The sequence below is a fragment of the Litchfieldia alkalitelluris genome (genome assembly GCF_002153425.1).
In the GTDB taxonomy this organism is placed as follows: Bacteria; Bacillota; Bacilli; order Bacillales; family Salisediminibacteriaceae; genus Evansella; species Evansella alkalicola.
Genome location: NZ_KZ119600.1, coordinates 2,298,471 through 2,316,390, shown reverse-complemented (window position 1 = coordinate 2,316,390; position 17,920 = coordinate 2,298,471). Strand labels below are relative to the sequence as shown.

18 protein-coding genes and 1 pseudogene are annotated in these 17,920 nt (G+C 34.3%); 3 read left to right on the top strand and 16 right to left on the bottom strand.

Annotated elements, in window-relative coordinates; genetic code table 11:
• Window positions 1-46 precede the first annotated feature (46 nt).
• Window positions 47-622: a nucleotidyltransferase family protein gene (locus BW724_RS11080; protein ID WP_176371381.1), complete on the bottom strand. Its 576-nt coding sequence runs from the start codon at window positions 620-622 to the stop codon at window positions 47-49.
• Window positions 609-1,655: an XdhC family protein gene (locus BW724_RS11075; RefSeq protein ID WP_088075283.1), complete on the bottom strand. Its 1,047-nt coding sequence runs from the start codon at window positions 1,653-1,655 to the stop codon at window positions 609-611. The genes BW724_RS11080 and BW724_RS11075 overlap by 14 nt, the downstream gene beginning before the upstream one ends.
• Window positions 1,656-1,818: 163 nt before the next feature.
• Between BW724_RS11075 and BW724_RS11070 the strand changes: the two genes are divergently transcribed.
• Window positions 1,819-3,183: an amino acid permease gene (locus BW724_RS11070; RefSeq protein ID WP_088075282.1), complete on the top strand. Its 1,365-nt coding sequence runs from the start codon at window positions 1,819-1,821 to the stop codon at window positions 3,181-3,183.
• Here BW724_RS11070 and BW724_RS11065 read toward each other — a convergent pair.
• The 4 genes from BW724_RS11065 to BW724_RS11055 form a co-directional block, all read right to left on the bottom strand.
• Window positions 3,180-3,809: a LysE family transporter gene (locus BW724_RS11065; RefSeq protein WP_088075281.1), complete on the bottom strand. Its 630-nt coding sequence runs from the start codon at window positions 3,807-3,809 to the stop codon at window positions 3,180-3,182. The two genes, BW724_RS11070 and BW724_RS11065, sit on opposite strands and share 4 nt — an antisense overlap.
• 199 nt (window positions 3,810-4,008) lie before the next feature.
• A complete protein-coding gene (locus tag BW724_RS11060; RefSeq protein WP_088075280.1) occupies window positions 4,009-4,293 on the bottom strand; it encodes a hypothetical protein in 285 nt (94 codons plus the stop codon).
• A 180-nt stretch (window positions 4,294-4,473) separates the two neighbouring features.
• The gene (locus tag BW724_RS23610) at window positions 4,474-4,629 is read right to left on the bottom strand and encodes a hypothetical protein (RefSeq protein WP_176371380.1); all 156 of its coding nucleotides are present in this window, start codon (window positions 4,627-4,629) and stop codon (window positions 4,474-4,476) included.
• Between the two features lie 129 nt (window positions 4,630-4,758).
• Complete coding sequence (locus tag BW724_RS11055) at window positions 4,759-5,967, bottom strand: LysM peptidoglycan-binding domain-containing protein (RefSeq protein WP_088075279.1); 1,209 nt, start codon at window positions 5,965-5,967, stop codon at window positions 4,759-4,761.
• Between the two features lie 224 nt (window positions 5,968-6,191).
• Between BW724_RS11055 and BW724_RS11050 the strand changes: the two genes are divergently transcribed.
• Window positions 6,192-6,908, top strand: a complete 717-nt coding sequence (locus tag BW724_RS11050; RefSeq protein WP_088075278.1) for a YwaF family protein — start codon at window positions 6,192-6,194, stop codon at window positions 6,906-6,908.
• Window positions 6,909-6,934: 26 nt separating this feature from the next.
• On the opposite strand, the pseudogene BW724_RS11045 reads toward BW724_RS11050, so the two are convergent.
• The 4 genes and pseudogenes from BW724_RS11045 to BW724_RS11030 form a co-directional block, all read right to left on the bottom strand.
• Window positions 6,935-7,186, bottom strand: a pseudogene (locus tag BW724_RS11045) (MerR family transcriptional regulator); the annotation flags it as partial.
• Between the two features lie 17 nt (window positions 7,187-7,203).
• Window positions 7,204-7,929 (bottom strand): exonuclease domain-containing protein, encoded by a 726-nt coding sequence (locus BW724_RS11040; RefSeq protein ID WP_088075276.1) that lies wholly within the window; start codon window positions 7,927-7,929, stop codon window positions 7,204-7,206.
• A gap of 1 nt (window position 7,930) precedes the next feature.
• Complete coding sequence (locus BW724_RS11035) at window positions 7,931-8,890, bottom strand: DUF294 nucleotidyltransferase-like domain-containing protein (RefSeq protein WP_088075275.1); 960 nt, start codon at window positions 8,888-8,890, stop codon at window positions 7,931-7,933.
• Window positions 8,891-8,925: 35 nt separating this feature from the next.
• Complete coding sequence (locus tag BW724_RS11030) at window positions 8,926-10,194, bottom strand: ammonium transporter (RefSeq protein WP_088075274.1); 1,269 nt, start codon at window positions 10,192-10,194, stop codon at window positions 8,926-8,928.
• A gap of 570 nt (window positions 10,195-10,764) precedes the next feature.
• Between BW724_RS11030 and BW724_RS11025 the strand changes: the two genes are divergently transcribed.
• Entirely contained in the window at window positions 10,765-11,892 is a 1,128-nt protein-coding gene (locus BW724_RS11025) for an acyltransferase family protein (protein ID WP_088075273.1), read from the top strand.
• A gap of 96 nt (window positions 11,893-11,988) precedes the next feature.
• Here the strand turns inward: BW724_RS11025 and BW724_RS11020 are convergent, their stop codons facing one another.
• The 6 genes from BW724_RS11020 to BW724_RS10995 form a co-directional block, all read right to left on the bottom strand.
• On the bottom strand, window positions 11,989-13,077 hold the full coding sequence (locus BW724_RS11020; RefSeq protein WP_088075272.1) for a serine hydrolase domain-containing protein: 1,089 nt from the start codon (window positions 13,075-13,077) through the stop codon (window positions 11,989-11,991).
• 86 nt (window positions 13,078-13,163) lie between these two features.
• Window positions 13,164-13,949, bottom strand: coding sequence for a nucleotidyltransferase domain-containing protein (locus tag BW724_RS11015; RefSeq protein WP_088075271.1), 786 nt, complete (start codon window positions 13,947-13,949; stop codon window positions 13,164-13,166).
• A 77-nt stretch (window positions 13,950-14,026) separates the two neighbouring features.
• Window positions 14,027-14,224: a cold-shock protein gene (locus BW724_RS11010; protein WP_088075270.1), complete on the bottom strand. Its 198-nt coding sequence runs from the start codon at window positions 14,222-14,224 to the stop codon at window positions 14,027-14,029.
• A gap of 171 nt (window positions 14,225-14,395) precedes the next feature.
• The gene (locus BW724_RS11005; RefSeq protein WP_088075269.1) at window positions 14,396-15,727 is read right to left on the bottom strand and encodes a hypothetical protein; all 1,332 of its coding nucleotides are present in this window, start codon (window positions 15,725-15,727) and stop codon (window positions 14,396-14,398) included.
• Window positions 15,720-16,862: a DUF58 domain-containing protein gene (locus BW724_RS11000; RefSeq protein WP_088075268.1), complete on the bottom strand. Its 1,143-nt coding sequence runs from the start codon at window positions 16,860-16,862 to the stop codon at window positions 15,720-15,722. Before BW724_RS11000 ends, BW724_RS11005 begins: the two co-directional genes overlap by 8 nt.
• Complete coding sequence (locus BW724_RS10995) at window positions 16,863-17,840, bottom strand: AAA family ATPase (RefSeq protein WP_088075267.1); 978 nt, start codon at window positions 17,838-17,840, stop codon at window positions 16,863-16,865. It abuts the gene before it with no gap.
• Window positions 17,841-17,920 lie beyond the last annotated feature (80 nt).

The window sequence follows — 17,920 nt, the reverse complement described above, 5'->3', positions numbered from 1 at the left end:
TTCCCCCTAGTTTTTCTTAATTGAACCAGGCTGCGATAACTTAAATCTAATTAGGATCAAACAAACCCAAGTAATCTTCCTTTGTATCAACATCATAAAACAAGTCACTATTATCTTCTGAAAAAGTTAATCCCTGGTCCTTCCATTTATTCATAAGAACTCCTTTAGCTCCTACATCACCTTGTAGTTTTAATAGGTCAGGAAAAACAAGCTTACTAATTAACATTGGAGGCTTTAACAGTCCATCATTAGATTTATTAACAAATGCTATTTGAGGCTGATACTTGAATGTATGCATTAAAAAATTCAAGTGATTGGAAGTAATGTAAGGTTGATCTGCAAGAACAATAAGAATGGCTTCAGCATCAAGTTCTATTGCCTTCAAAAGGCCAGTTTTAATCGATGATGACATAGAATGATCTTGGTCCTCGACTTTTACAATAAAGTAATCATATGTGTGTTGTGATAACCACTCTTGCTGATGAATTTCTCTTGTAACCACGATGTTTTCATTCGTTTCACTATTAATCAGTGCCCTTAGTGCCCACCCACCCACTCTATTGTCTTTTAATGGAAGATTTAATTTATTCTCCCCCATCCGCTTGCTTTTACCTGCTGCCATATAAACTCCTACTACTTTTTTGTTTATCAAGCACACCAGTCCTTTTAAGTCTAAAATCGAAATGATAATGATATACATCAATGATTTCCGCAATAATACTAATTGAAATCTCCTTTGCACCTTTAGCACCTATAGATAAACCGATTGGTGAGTATAGATTATTAGGTAATTTACTAACATCTAATAATTTATAAGTTCGTCTTTTAGGTCCTAAAACTCCAATGTACTTAGATTCAGAGTTATTTTTGACTAAATATGTCAAAATCTCCTGATCTCTCGTGAAGTTATGTGTCATTACCACAATAAAATCGTATTTTGTTATGGAAATCTTTGGTAGTATATCCATTGGAAAACCAATCATGTGTTCATGAACACCAGGTAAATTTGTTTGTGTATTATATTCGGAACGCCAATCACAAACAATTATTTTAAAATGTAGTTCTGAAGCTAGATTAACTAAAGGTCTTGTGTCTGGTCCTGCACCAAAAATAATTAATCTAGGCTGTGGTAATACAAACTGTTTATAAAAATATGAATCATTTTCATACTCCAAAATTGCTCCCCTTTTGGTACTGTCTTGCTCTTCCGTTTGATAATCAGCAGAAAATAATTCACGATTAACGAATTCGAAATTTTGATTAAATTCCCTTAAAATACACATATGCTTTCTCATATCTAAGGATTCCTTCAGATCCTTAAACATGTTTCTTAGGGAATCGTCGAATGGCTCCAATAAAACATAAATGACACCGTTGCAGCCCACACCTTGACCCCAAAGTCCATCACGTTCGTCCAACATATTATAGGAGACTGTCTTTGGTGATCCTTCTGACCGCACCTCAATGGCATGATAGGATAAATCCTCTTCTAAGCAATTCGCACTTAACATCCCTGTTTGCGTAGTGTCTTCATGAAAAATCATGCAAGAACCCTCTTTTTTATAAGCTGATCCTTCTACATGGGTGATGGTGGCTAAAACACTGGTACTTTTAATATCATTTAATGAATTTAATATAGGATAAATATCGTCCAACGTTAATCATCTCCTAATAAGTAATTTGATGATTACCCTTTTTAGAATATATTCAGTTGTTCATAAAAGTTAGAAGTATTAATTATTTTTGCAATATCAGCTTTTTTACATAACTACTAGTGTTTTTTCGAACAATAATTGGAGCATAAGGAGGGAGCGTTCGTTGAAAAGTACTAGTGGAAAAATAGAGAAACAATTAAGCTGGTGGCAGCTTTCTTTACTCGGTGTGGCCTGTACCATAGGGACAGGCTTCTTTCTTGGATCAAGTATTGCCATTTCTATGGCCGGCCCTTCTGTTGTATTCGCATTTTTTTTAGCAGCGGTTGGTACTTATTTTGTTTACGAAGCATTAGCAAAGATGACAATAGCAGATCCACAAAGCGGTTCTTTTCGTACTTATGCAAAAAAAGCCTATGGTCGATGGGCAGGCTTCAGTACAGGTTGGGTCTATTGGCTTTCTGAATTATTAATAATGGGGAGTCAGTTGACAGCATTGTCAATCTTTTCAAAGTTTTGGTTTCCAAACATACCTTTATGGATCTTTGCATGCGGATATGCTGTTCTTGCCATCTTAGTGATTGTTACAGGTACAAAAACTTTTGATCGTATTGAAAATTTACTTGCTGTTCTAAAGGTTGCAGCTATTCTCATGTTTATCATTCTGGCTATTCTTGGAATATCAGGCTTGTTAGGTGAAGGAGAAGGAATAACGACAATACCTAGGACATATGGTGGTTTATTTCCAAATGGTATCACAGGTTTACTTCCTGCACTGATCTTTGGCTTTTATGGCTTTGCTGGAATTGAAATCATTGGTTTATTAGCCATTCGATTAAAGAATATGAATGATGTTACAAAGTCAGGAAAAGCAATGTTTTTCTTATTAGCAATTATTTATATTACTGCAATATCCCTTGCCCTGCTTATGGTCCCATGGGAAAACTTCTCAACAGATAAGAGCCCATTCGTAAAAGCGTTAGATAAATACAACATTGCTTTTATCCCCCATGTTTTTAATGGCGTTTTTATTATTGCTGGCTTTTCTACAATGGTGGCATCGTTATTTGCAATGATTAAAATATTAATTTCATTAGCTGAAGACAGGGACGCACCTGCTTTCTTATCGAAAAAGGTTAAAAATATGGCATTACCTGCAATTGGACTTACTTCTGCAAGTATTGTTGTTGCTATTGTTTTATCCATCGTCATGCCCGATTCAATCTATGAATATTTTACGACAGCTGCAGGGTTGATGCTCTTGTACAACTGGTTTTTTATTATTGGATCATACGGCCGTTTGCACGAATTGACGACCATGGACAAAGTAAAAAGGTGGTCAGGTTTTACAATCGTACTAGTAGCCATCATTGGTACTGCTTTTCACCAAACTAGCCGTCCTGGTCTTTATGTAAGCCTTTTGTTTATTCTCATCATAGGCATTATTACGTTCATGATGCGAAGTTGGTGGAAAAAGCATCCTGATGAACCAGACAATAAACAAAGGACATCTTTATTTAAGAAGGTTTAAGAAAATAATACACTAGCCGCTTGAATACCAAAATAGACACCAAATCCAATTAAACAGAGCCCAGATACAATGGAAACCACCTTTAGTAATCCTTCCGTTAGAAATTTCCTCATGGAGCTTGCTAAGGTGGCCATTGTAATGTCCCAAGCAGTAATACCAATGAATATGGCTGTAATATACAGTAAGACGTGTGTTGTATCATAAGAACTAACTGTCTTTGCTAAAATAGATCCAAAAATACCTAACCAGAAAAGGATGGTTAAAGGATTGAATAAAGACATGAAAAATCCAGCGAAAAAGGACTTAGATCGTGCTTCACGCATATTTTTATCCTTGTTTAAAGAAATATCACCAGTCCCTGTCAAGCTTTCTATGCCGGTGTAAACTAATACAAAGAAACCAAATAACCATAAGAAAGATTGAACAAATGGTATTTCAATTAAATGATAAACTCCAAGAAAAACGAGCAGCATGTAGAAGGCATCTGCTATAGTTGCTCCTAAACCAACTAGCCATGCACTGACAAAGCCATTTTTTATACCGCGATCAATTTGTGCCGCATTAATTGGGCCTATCGGTGCTGCTAATGATAATCCTAATAAAATATAAGTAAGAAAGATGCTCATGAATCGATCCTCCAAGTCCACGATTTTTGAATGAACGCTTGTACATTCTATTCATGGACTTGTCTCTTTACTACAACAAAAAAAAGAGGATACTGAATAATCCCCTTTGTTTGCAGTTTATTTTTATTAAAATAAAAAGTATATGATCCATGTTTAGGCCAACGCATAGGCTAGTTTGTACATGAACGGACTCATTACTTTATTTATCTTCTTCTTCGATCTGTATTTCTATTTTTTTACCACCTACAGATATATAACTATATACTTCTATTTCATCTTCAATTTTAGTTAAACCTTGTATGTATGGAGAGACTAAATCTTTAAAATCCTCTGCAACGCCTTCTTCCTCTAAATGACCATATACATACATTTTTTTATCTTTCTTTAAAAATGCCATGTAACCAACTGGTTTCTTCTTATCTGTCACAACGTTTAGTACTTGTCCATCTTCTTTATAAAATTCTGGCGAAAAAAATAACTCCATTTTAGGTCACCTCTTGTATATGGTTATTAAAAATTCTCTTTATTTTACTCCACTTATGTTTTCCCAGATCTACAACTTACTAGTTCTCAAAATGCGATAATGTAATTACAACAAATGGTTGAACATAAAGAAGCTAGGACAAATGTACTTTAACATATGATGTCCCAGCCTCTATAAGAGTTACAACAAAATACCTAAGGTAATGATAACAACAGATAAGTAAAACAAAATTTCTAACCAATCTTTAGAACGACTGTTCAATAAATTAACAAATTTGATTCCGCATCGGACACCTACTAATATCCATGCGATTGTTAAAAGTAAATCTGGAATCATAATTAGCACCCCTATTTATTAGTTGGTGCTAATTATATGTGCCAAAATCAATATTATCACTTTATAAAGATATATCTTGATTTTTAATTAGAATTAATATTTTATCCTGTCATATTGTTAAAAGGCTCGCTAGTAAGCAAATACATGGTTTCCAATGGTTGTAGAAACTTGACGCGTCCTTATCCATGAATCACCTGTTTTTGCCGGGTTATAAAAGAATAATGAACCATTAGTTGGGTCTTCCCCATTCGCAGCCCTAATAGCAGCCTCCATATTCACATCATTAGGAACAGCAGTGTTTATACTTCCATTTGATACAGGAGTAAACTGAAAGACCCCATTACTTCTTTCGAATAAAACCTCTCTTACTGTATTAGGAAATAAACTACTGTTAACTCGGTTCATGATCACAGCTCCTACTGCAATTTGTCCTTCTAGAGGTTCCCCTCTTGCTTCAGCATAAATCATCTTAGCAAGCCATTCTAATGCTTCTTGATTTATTGAAGCTACTTGTTGATGTCTTGTGTTATTTGACGGACTAGAGTTTTGTGGAACAATGATAGTTTGTCCAATTCGTAATTGATCGGAATTTAATTGATTGGCCTGTTTTAATTCATTTACTGTAACACCATTTTGAGTTGCAATTCGCCAAAGTGTCTCTCCTGCTACAACAGTATGTGTTTTTTGATTTGTTGTTTGAGTATTACCAGACTGTCCAGCATCGCTTCTAGAAACTTGTAAAACTTGTCCTATTTGTAGTACATCTGTCTGTAATTGGTTCATATTTCTTAATTCATTTACTGTTAAACCAAATCGGCTTGCAATATTCCAAAGCGTATCCCCTGCAGATACAGTATAGGAAGAGCGTGCCATTGTAGAAACGTTCCCACCACTATTTGGTATATTTAAAGTTTGTCCAATTTGAAGAACGTCTGTTCTTAATTGATTTGCTTGACGTAATTGATCAACTGAGACACCATGTTGATTTGCAATTCTCCATAAATTATCCCCAGCGACTACTCTATAAGTAGTATTTGCACTTGTCTGTGCTTGAACAGTATTTCCTGATGCTGCAGCTTCCGTTTGACTAGGCATTAAACCAGAGAAACCAATAGTTGTAATTACAATGGCACTTGCAGTGACTTTAACTGCTTTCACTTTAACATTAGGAAACTTATTTTTTATGTAATTCAAAGCTTTACTCTCCATTTTATCTCCTTTTTCAGAATCTAATGATCCTAATTCTTTTGAGAATTCAACATCACTAGTATTGGGAAATAAATAGATTTCATACCCTTTTTCCATCTTTTTCACCTTAAAATGGGTAAATAGTTCCATTCTTTTCACCACCTATAATAATTAAAATGTCCAACTTTTTGGATTTTATGGCAGTAAAATTATGGAGATTTACCCATTGGATTAAATATATTGATATGAATATGCTACTACTGATGAAAGAGCTTGCAACTGGTAACAGGATTTTTATAGCGTAATATTGAATAAGAAGAGTGAAACTGTTTTGCACAATAGAAGTTTAAGTCTGTTAAATTAGAGGTGTAACTATGATTGAACAGATATTCAATCCAGAATCTAGCAGGAATTTTCAATTGTTTTTGTCTCCAGGACATTTAACATTTTTAGTGATTTTTCTCTTGTCTGTTATTTGGCTATTTACTCATCGGAATAAACCTTATATGAGAAGAATAAGGTGGGTTTTCTTTGCTGCTTTAGTCCTATCGGAAATTTCTTTATTAACATGGACGCTTTATTTTGATAGATGGGATATAATGTATAATTTACCATTACAACTTTGTACTATAAATTTATTGTTATCAGCATATATGCTTCTAATGAAATCCTATCGAGTCTTTGAAATTATTTATTTCTTTGGTATAGGTGGTGCATTGCAAGCATTACTTACACCTGATTTATTTTACACGTTTCCTCATTTTCGATTTTTTCATTTTTTTATTGCACATATTGTCATTATACTCGCTATTTTATATATGATTTGGGTTAATAAATTTCATGTAACTTGGATATCAGCTATTAAGTCTTTTGTGATACTAAATATTTTTGCATTTTTTGTATTCTGGGTTAACCAAGCAATAGGCTCAAATTATATGTTTTTAGCTAGAAAGCCATCAGGACAGAGTATTCTCGATTGGCTTGGCCCATATCCGTGGTACATATTATCACTTGAGGCTATAGCCATTCTCATGTTCGCTTTACTATATCTCCCTTTTTACATAAAAAAGCTGTTATACAAAGATGTATAACAACTGAATCACTTTCCTTCTATATTATTATCTTTCTTTTTTTTTGAATAGATAGCATGGATACCTGCAATATTAACACCTTGATCAATTAAGGATTTAATTTCTAATAATCTCTCGATATCCTGTAAAGAGAATATCCGTTGATTTCCTTTATTTCTACCAGGGGCAATGAGACCTTGTTCCTCATAATAGCGTATTTGTCGTGCAGACAATTCTGTAATTTTTTGGACAATACTTATTGGAAAGACAGCTAATGTATGTGGAATTTTGACAATCATTACCACCCTCTTTCAAATCACTTATTTTTTGCGAGGTGTGAATACACGTCTCTTAAGTGCTTAAATCCTAAACTTTGAATTTTCTTTACGCTTTCTACCCATAATTCAGCTGTTGCCATTGCATCGTAAAGGGCATGATGCCTTTTTTTAATATCTATACCGTAATAAGAACAGCAGTCATCTAATGTTATAAGTGATTGAGTTGGCTCAACTATTTTTGTTAAAAATGTAGTATCTACAATTCGATGCTCAAATCCTGTTTTGAGTACAGCTTTACAGTAATATTGCATAAAATTTCTTTCATGACCTGCATGGTGAGCGACAAGAGTATCTCTCTGAATATAATGAAAGAAGTCTTCGAGTACATTCCCAATGAGCGGTGCATGTTGAAGCATATCTTTACTAATGCCCGTTAATTCCACAATCGTTTCTGGTGGCTGTTCCTCTCCATAAATGAGGGAATAGAACGGTTTCTCTTCGCTTATACATGCTCCATTAACCTTTACTGCTCCAACAGAAAGTATCTTATCCCCTCGACTAGGATAGAATCCAGTTGTTTCTAAATCAAAAATTGTTACATTCAAGTCTTCGAAAGGAATCTCTAATACATCTTCCTTTTTCATTTCACGTTGTAGTTGACGAATGTAAGCAATAGTCTTTGCATCAGATTGATTCATACTAGTATAAGCAGAAGGACTCACCCGATCAGTCAATTGTTTCAAGAATTGAACCATCGGATTCATTTTATCGACACCTATCTTCTATTATTTTTTTGGTTTCATAAAATAACCTTCTGGCATTATTAGCAATCATTTTTAATTCGTTCTTTTCTGACCCCTTTAGTTTTTTTATATCTATATGGTGGATCTTACTGTAACTAACGGCTTTCTCACTAGCTTTGATACGGAAATTTTGTAAAGACTGAAAACTTGATTTATACTTTAATATATTATCAAATGATGGAGATAAGCTTTCAAAGCGTTCTAATGTAGAAGGAGTATATATTTCTTCTATATAAGCCAACAAGCGAAGTGAATTAACATATGGAAAAACAATGTTTTCCTTTATATTAATCATCCCAGCAAACTCACCACGTTGTTCAGTTAAAAACTGTCCAAATACTCCTAAAGGTTTCGGGAGCTTAGCGACATTCTCATATAATCTAAAATATAGATGCGGATTTTCCTGCAGCAATCTAAATGCACCTCTTTTTAAATCCCTTAGAAAATCAGCTTCTCCAATGAGTACACGAGAATCAAAGAAGATGGAAAAATTCCTTAAGGTTTCCCACTTTTCTTTATTCAACCATTTTTCTATCTGTTCCTTCCATTCTTCAATAGATTTACACCATTGTACATTTGAAGCCATCACTTTTCCATCACATGGTTCATATCCTACTTCAGTCAATGCTTTCGATATTTCCGCACCTAATAATTTATAATATGGTTGGTTTATACTACCCTCAAAAATAATGCCATGATCCTGATCACTCCATTTTAATTGCTCAAATCTCCCTGCACTTCCCATTACAATGAAAGCAAAGCGAGTAGGGGGTGTCCCCCACTCACTTTCAACTTTACGAATGGCGATACGGATCGATTTAATCATTAATTCATCATGAAAACTATTAAGCTTGTAATGGTCAGTTGACACTTTTTTGATAACTGAATTACGCCATGTTTTTAATTCAGAATAAGTATTCACATTTCCGTCTCCCCGTATTAGCGGCTTAAAAAATATTAAGCTCCTTTAGAATCATCTTTTGTTGGCATATTCTCTGGATAACCATAGCTACCATGTTCACTAATATCTAAACCAACAATCTCTTCTTCTTCAGATACACGAAGTCCTCCCAGAACTTTGTCAAGAATTTTCAAGATGATAAAGGCTGCTACGAAAGCGTAAAGTCCACTTGCTACGACACCTAAAACTTGAACACCTAGTTGACCAAATCCACCTCCGTAGAATAATCCAGGAGCTCCCCAGCCTACACCTGTAGAAAATGCTTCTGTTGCAAATAAACCACACGCGATTGTACCCCAAACACCTACAGTACCATGGACTGATAGTGCAAAGATTGGATCATCAATTTTTGCTCTGTCAAACAATTTCATACTGAATACTACCATGATACCGCCGACTAAACCGATTACTACTGCTGCCCAAGGTTCTACGAACCCAGCAGGAGCCGTGATTGCAACTAGACCTGCTAATGCACCATTTAATGTCGTTGGTACGTCTGCTTTACCTGTTAGTAAATATACTGTTGCCATTGCAGCAACTGCACCAGCTGCAGCAGCTAATTGTGTATTAAGAATAACAAATCCGAAAAACGCTCCATCAACTTCAAATGTACTAGCACCGTTAAATCCAAACCAACCTACCCAAAGTAACAATACACCTAATGCTGTGTAAACTTGGTTATGTCCAGCAAGATCATTGGCAGAACCATCTTTATTAAATTTACCAATACGTGGTTTTAAAATAATTGTTGCGGCCAATGCAGCCATTGCACCAGTTAAGTGAACTACAGTGGAACCAGCAAAGTCTTGTTTTCCTAGTTCAGCTAACCATCCATCACCCCAAGTCCAGTGAGCAACAACTGGATAAATAACTGCAGAGAATATGACTGCAAATAATACATAAGCAGATAATTTCGCCCTTTCAGCAAAACCACCAAACATAATTGTCATTGCAATTAAAGCGAACATCATTTGGAACATAAAATCAACAGCTGGAGCTAATCCTTCTCCATCAAATGATGCATCTCCATAGAAGAAGTCAGATAAACCAATTAATAAGTTCCCTTCTCCGTAGATGAATCCCCAACCTACTGCCCAGAAAACTAAAGCGCCAATACCAACGGTGAAAATTGTTTTACCAGCAATGTGACCAGCGTTTTTCATCCTAGTAGATCCAGCCTCTAATAAGATAAATCCTCCTAACATAAGTAAAACTAAAAATGTACCAATGATGACCCACAAGTTATCCATTAAAGCTATTTCCATTCTAACCTCTCCCTTTCTGTGTTAAAGTAGTTAACATCTTGTGTTAATTGTTATTATACTTTGCTAATTTTCTGAAACAACAAAGTTGTCAGATAATCTAACGCATTAATTCGTTAAGCTATTTTTAATTTTTAAAAGTTGCGATGGCGAAAGGGTTTTCATTGTTTACAAGATAGGGTTTCTTTAAAGTTAGCTTGTGGTGGATCATGGAAAAAATTTTAGAATGCAGTTTTATTGTTATTTAAATATAAATTAATCACTATGTTTTTTAGACTGCCATGCTTGCTTATCCCAAACAATTAATTAATTCAATAACACTTTGGTGCAAATCTCTTAAAATGTGGGAAAAAGTATAACATTTACGAAAATAAACCATTGTCGGTTGATTTTATCTTCATTAATCATAAATATAAGCTGTAAACCCCTTATAAATTAACGATTTTCTTGTAATGAAATATGTAATTAAGAGATCTATACAAACTTTGAATAATCTCCAATTATTAGATAAAATGACAATGAGTTTATTAGTTTAACATAGCCTTTAAAAATAACATTTTGGTGGATTGATATATGATGAAATCATCTTTAATAAATGAAATATTTATCATGCGGAGCATTGCTTGTTTGAGTATTGTTTTTTTGCATGCCATTGGAATTGGTCTTGAAGCTATTCCAGCTGAGAATATTGGGGCGAATACAGCGGTTTTATTCGATTCAATAAATGTGTTCCTTTATTTTGGGACGCCAATGTTTATATTCATCTCTGAATTTTTAATAGCTTATTCATACCGAAACAAGCCAATACCTGATAATTTCTTAAAAAAACGTTTCAAGTGGATTTTCCTTCCGTTTTTATTCATGGCATTCTTTTACTCCATTCCATATATGACTAGTTTTAGTGATTGGGGAATAAAGTTTTTACTAAATGCTGTGATTGGGGATTTCCACGGGTATTTTGTATTAATTATCTTCCAATTCTATTTTTTACATTTATTATTGTATAAAACACTTAAGAGAGCTAAACCACAATTAGTATTAGGGATTTCTTTCTTAATTACATTTGGATACCTCTCAATTTTTAACTTTACTACAGCTCTAAATATTCCTTTTGGAGATTATATTTGGGATCGTTTTTTCTGGGTACCATTTTTAGGTTGGGCCTTCTATTTTACTTTAGGTTTCTATTGCGGATTTTATTATGAAAAGTTTATAGTTTTTCTTGATAAATATAAAGTTTGGATTATTACGGCACCAGTCGTCTCTACTTTTACACTACTATTCTTGTACCATAATAATATATTAATTGAACACAGTTCAAAGCGTGTCGATATGATTTTTCACACAACTGCTATAACTCTATTTATGTTCTACATGGTTCGATTAATACGAAACATTCCAAGTACCCTTGTTTCAATTAGTCAGTACTCGTTTGGAATTTACTTGCTACACATGTTCTATATGAATGTTATCGATTATGTTTACCAACTATACTATCCAAAAATCTTTGGCTTTTTATATATTGTATTGTTGTTTTTATTTAGTACCTTCTTATCCGTTGCAACCATCCATTATATGAATAAGTGGAAATACGGACAGTACCTCGTTGGTAAAGTGGGAATAGGTACTTCAACTAAACCTACTTTAAAACAAGAACCAGCACGAACTCCAGCTCACGGATCCTTGTCAAAAAGTAGTTAGATCAAGTTTAAAGAGGTGTCTCAAATAAATGAGACACCTCTTTTTAATACCTCAAAAAACAAAACTGAAGCGAACACCAACGTGTTACAAGGGATACTAAAAGTTTTGTGGTGTTTTTTCATGGTCGTCTACAATAGCATCAATAACCATTTCCAGTAATCTCAACCTTTGTGCTTGGGCAACACTTCTTCTTAATCCTAAAGTAGAACTAGTAGAATCCACTCTATGAACAAAAACTAAGTTTAGTTCTGGAATAATATCTATGGATTGCCCATACCTCCCAACAGCGGAATACATACCTAAATCACTGAAGGGACCGGATGTGGCTACCCACCATAAATAACCGTAATCATATACATTATTTCCAGGTACATCAGCATGTACCTTTAGACTTTCTTCTATCCATGATTCAGGAATGATCTGCTCACCATCCCACTCCCCGTTTTGAAGAAAGAGTTGTCCAAACCTTGCCATATCTCGAGCAGAAACTTGAAACAAGTATGAAGGATGGATCGATCTTCTTACCTCATACTTATATTGTGTGTGGTCTAATGAAAAATCTTCCATTCCTATTGGATTGGCGATTTGCTTTTTAAATTCTTCAAATAAATCTTTTTCTGTTTCTTGATTGAATACTGTTCCTAGTACATTAAAATCCCAATTGTTGTAATAAAAGTAAGACCCAGGAGGGTGAGTACCAGGTAATGGACGATTTCTTCTCATTGTCCAAGATTCTTCTCCAGCTTTATGAAATACACCAGATTGCGATGAAAGGAGATGTTTCACTTTTGCTTGCTTTTCTTCGTATGTTAAATCGGGAAAATCATATATACCTAATTTTTCTAACGTATCTTCTAACTGTATGTGATCCTCTTCCACATGAATACCATACAAAGAATTTAAAAAGCTTTTCCGAATGGAATGAGCATTTGTATTCTTTGTTACGTCCCCCCAAGCAAATAGCACTTTCCCATTATAAACTGCCATCGCTGCAGTTGAATGTAATGAATCGTAATATCTCCTTGCTTGTCGAAGTTTTTCTGAGGACCAACCTGCCTCTTCTGGTGTTTCGTGAACTTCCCAAGTAGTCTCGCTACTGAAAAAAGTATTTGCCCCCAATGCTATGCCTCCAAGGAGTATGGTCAGTAATCCTATACTAGTAAATACTAAAACTTTTTTTTGCACGCATCTCCACCCTTTAAATAGTTTGTATTCCTTATCTTAACGGACAAAGGGACCATGAGTAAAGAGAAACATCCTTAGGGATAAACTCATATTTCATTAAGAACAAACCGAAAAAAATGGTCCAATTGAGAAGTATGGTACATTGGTTTAGTCATTTTTGGTAATGATTGAACAAATTGCTTATGGAACGTAATTTGTTCCTCAAAGAAGTTATTAAGATCATCACTGTAGATTGACTCCAACATTTTTTTATTATGTTGTTTATTGTTAATTAATTCATGTATTATCTTATTTAAATGTTTATTTTCTTTTTTTTCATTAATCAGCATATCAACTAATAAAGGAATTGATAATGTTGAAGGAAACTTGTTATGCTCGTAAATCCACATACACATAAGTAGAGGTCTTAAAACGTTTAAGTACTGCTTTATTGTTGCGGCATTTTCATATAGTGGTTTATAATTTCTACTTGCCATATTTACATAATGGTGAAGGGTTGCTTTGTTTGAAAAACAGTCTTGACTCATCTTTTTCATATGTTGGCTAAACTTTTCATTTTCATAATATATAATATCAGTGTTTAACCATTCCAAAAGTGTTGGATTTGATTTCCTTAGAAGTCTAAGTGATTTCCTAAGATCCCACCCTACTAACTCTATACCCTCAGTTATGGGAGATTCAACCACATCATTTTTCATATCATCGATCTTTAAGTAATGCTCCATAGGATGTACATAAATAAAACGTACATCAAAATCACTTGAAGTAGAAGAAACTCCCCATGTATGACTTCCAGAATCACAAGCATAAAGGATATGTATCTTATTGTATTTTTCTATTTTACTTAACCGCTCAATAATCTTATGATCCATGGGGATATCACCTCAATATGTCAGTTGTTTGTATATAAAATAAAAAAGATCCCTCGAGAGGAATCTTTTTAATCCAATTATTTTTGAACGTTAGCAGCTTGTGGTCCACGTTGACCTTGCTCGATTTCAAAATTAACTGTTTGGCCTTCTTCTAAAGTTTTGAATCCTTCACCTTGAATTGCAGAGAAGTGTACGAATACATCGTCTTGTCCTTCTACTTCGATGAATCCAAATCCTTTTTCAGCGTTAAACCATTTAACTGTACCTTGTACCATGTTATTGCCTCCTGTGCGGCTGTGCCACTTTGTATTACTAATTTTTGCTCTACATATTCATTCAAGGTGAAATTACTAAAATAGCTTTTTCTTCCTTCAATCAAATACCGAACAACAATAAGTGTCTTAAATATACCATATATAAAACCAAAAAGATAGTGTTAACATAATTTATTTTTTCTTCTTCCCTGTAACGACCTTTAAGCGTTCTACTACATTATCGTTGATTTGGTCTTTACTGTATTTTGCCTGACTGTACGATTCAGCAAATAATTCTGCATCCTCCCCCTCTAATATACCCTTATTATTAAAGTCTCTTAACGTTTCATTTGGTGTATTGTATCGTTTTAAGTCATAGCCAAGCTTCATTTGATTATTTAAAAGCTCACGATATAAGTAACGGACTTTCTCCTCATTATTTTTTAATTTACTCCACTTTTCTTTCCTTTGTACGAGGCTGTTGAAACGATCCTTTGCATTGTTAGTTAACTCAGATCGCCAATCCTTCCAATCTATTACACTCTCTTTTTCATCGATATATGTTTGTGAATTATCATCATGTTCCATTCTTAGTAGCAATTTATCTATAAGATTCTTAACTGATGTAAATATGAACCTAAATAGTTTTTTAAGCAATTTAAATAAGAAGTACGTAAAGAACACAATCGCTAGTGCCAAAAGGATATAACCAAGACCAATTAAAATATATTCAAATATACTAGTACTTTCCACAACCTCCTCATCACCAGGTAAAAAGGGAATTGATTCTTGAGGAGGTGGAGTATGTTCCTCGGCACCCTCCCTTAAACTTACTAATGATGATAACCATTCAAATAAGTAACGAATAACGTTAATAACACCTTGAAATAAATTCTGTACAATACTAAAGTTCATTATTAATAAGATTATCCCAATCGTTATGCCGATAAAAACTCTGTTTTTCCACTTCAGTTGAGCATTTAATTTAGATTTTTTACCATCAATTTTTGTTTCATCTTGAATGTGAGAACTATTCGATTTAAATAATGTTATAAAAACTACAACAACACCCAGCCATGTGAGTAGACTAGTATATGCGTGAAACATATCTACAAAACTGAACACAAAATATGATATAAAATATAGCACGATACTCAACCACAAATAGGAAATTGAAAATAAGTCATCTTCTGCTCGGTAGGCGTAAAGTCCACCTCTTACTGAAAAGAATAGACCTAATATTGTGGTGAGAATAGTTAATGGGTAACTTGCCAACAAAAGGAATGAAATGACTATGTTAATTATTAGGACGACTACAATAAATAATGATCGTTTATTATTGTTAAAAACACTTCTTAACAATAATCCAATTAGGATCATTAAAGGAAAATAACCCAGCCACATTATAATGATGTCATTAGGAATAAGGAAAATACCTAACACCAACAATAAAGGTGCAACACATAACCATTCTATACAACCTTGAAGCCAGTTTGATAATATTTGAATTGTTTTTTTAGCCATGTTGCTCACCTACTGATGGACCGTCCTGGTTTATAGTCTCTCTTGTTTTAAATTGATTTAAATCTACTATCTCAATGGAATTCCCTAAGACCCTTAACGTTCGAATATGCTTTTCCATCGTCTCACTGACAAAGGTTGTGATGAGTAAAATATCAGTATCTCTTCTCTTCCTCTCGACGTCCTCCTGTAAGAAATGATTAAAATTCATGCTACGATCTATTCTTAACATAGCCATTGTTTCTAGAATGTACATGAGATGACCTTTACCATTCTTACCTTCTATCCTAATAGAGTCTTTCCTTTTCTTTAATCTTTCTAGGGGATCGTCTATATATGCGTTGCACCCAAACCCTGTAGGAATTCCTTTAGAAATCGTGTACTCCGCAATCGAAGCAGCATAGGATATCCCTTTCTCAAATAGGTCCTCATCTTTAATGGATTTCCAAATATCTTCTGTTTCATCAAAATTAAGATAAATCATAATTTTATGGTCCGCTGTATAATCATTTTTGCTCACTTGTAATCTTCCTGTACGAGCTGTTGCACTCCAGTTTACGGACTTCATTGTATCTCCATATGTATAATCCCTTACTCCTGCGAAAACAAAAGGATCATCCATAATCCAGCGACGGACAATAATATCGCCCTGCCAGCTGTTGGTTGGTAACAGAATATTATCAATTGGAAGCAACTTAGGATAAACAATTAAGTCCGAGTTAAGGTTCACTGTTTTACTCTTCTGGTCTATGCCAAATGGATCTCCAACTGAAATTGATGCCGTTCGCAATTGGTAATAGCCTCTTTTTCTACAAGTAAGCTTATGTCTACGACGAATTTTTTGAAAAGCCATTAAGCTAAAAAAACTTCTATGAAATTGATCACCTAGCACTGCTAGAGAAGCTTGTTTATTAAATGATAAGTGTGAACTCATTTTAGACTCAAGCCTTAGCCAAGGAATTGGTAACAGTTTTCTATTTACAATTTCCTCCACCATTTCAGTATCATTACCTTCAAAAACAGCATTTTGCGTAAAATATCTATTATAGCTTACTCCAGCAAGTCCCCATTTTTTAAATAAATACGCCTGGAAGAAAACCATTATAATCGTAACAACAATCAACCAATGGACTGCCATTTATTTGTCAATCCCTTTCAATACTTCCTCCTCAGAAGGCACTGTTACATTATTTAATACACTCTCAATAATCTTTTCATTCTGATTTTCTTGGAATCTGGACGTATGATTAAGGACTAGACGATGAGCTAACACAGGATTTGCCATCGCTTTTATATCATCTGGAATAACATATGATCTACCTTGGATAATTGCATAGGCCTGCACTGCCTTTAGCAATGCTTGACTACCACGGGGGCTAACACCTAATTCGACATCAGGGTGATTTCGTGTTTCATGTATAATGTCCATCATATAATTCAATAACTCCTCACTAACATGGACATATGAATAACTATTTTGCGCATTGATAATTTCCTCGTTCGTTGCAACAGCAGATAGCTCTTCTAATGGACTCTTTTGTTTAAAACGTTTTAGTATTTCTAGTCCTTCTTCCTTTGAAGGATATCCAACACTAAGTTTTAACAAGAACCGGTCTAACTGCGCTTCAGGTAATGGAAATGTTCCCTGGCTTTCCACTGGGTTCTGTGTGGCTATAACTAAGAATGGACGATTTAATGACCTTGTGTCACCATCTATCGTGACTTGCCTTTCTTCCATACACTCTAAAAGGACCGACTGAGTCCTTGGCGTTGCTCGATTAATCTCATCTGCCAAAACAATATTGGCAAATATAGGACCTGGGCGAAATTCAAACTCAGCTTTTTTTTGATTATAAAAATTGATACCGCTTACATCAGTTGGTAAAAGGTCCGGAGTAAATTGGATTCTTTTAAAACTAGAATCTAATGATTTGGATAATGATTTAGCCATTAATGTTTTCCCAGTACCAGGTACATCCTCTAAAAGTACGTGGCCTGATGTTATGATAGCAACAAGAAGCTGGTCCACTGTTTCTTCTTTTCCTACAATAACACGATTAATATTTTCCTTAACTCTTTCTGCTAGTGTCTGTATGACCTCTAAATCGGCTGACATTGATCAAACTCCTTTGTTTATTTAGTTACATATTTTCATAGTATGTTTGTTCAAATGATAACATACTCATCACATTTTTT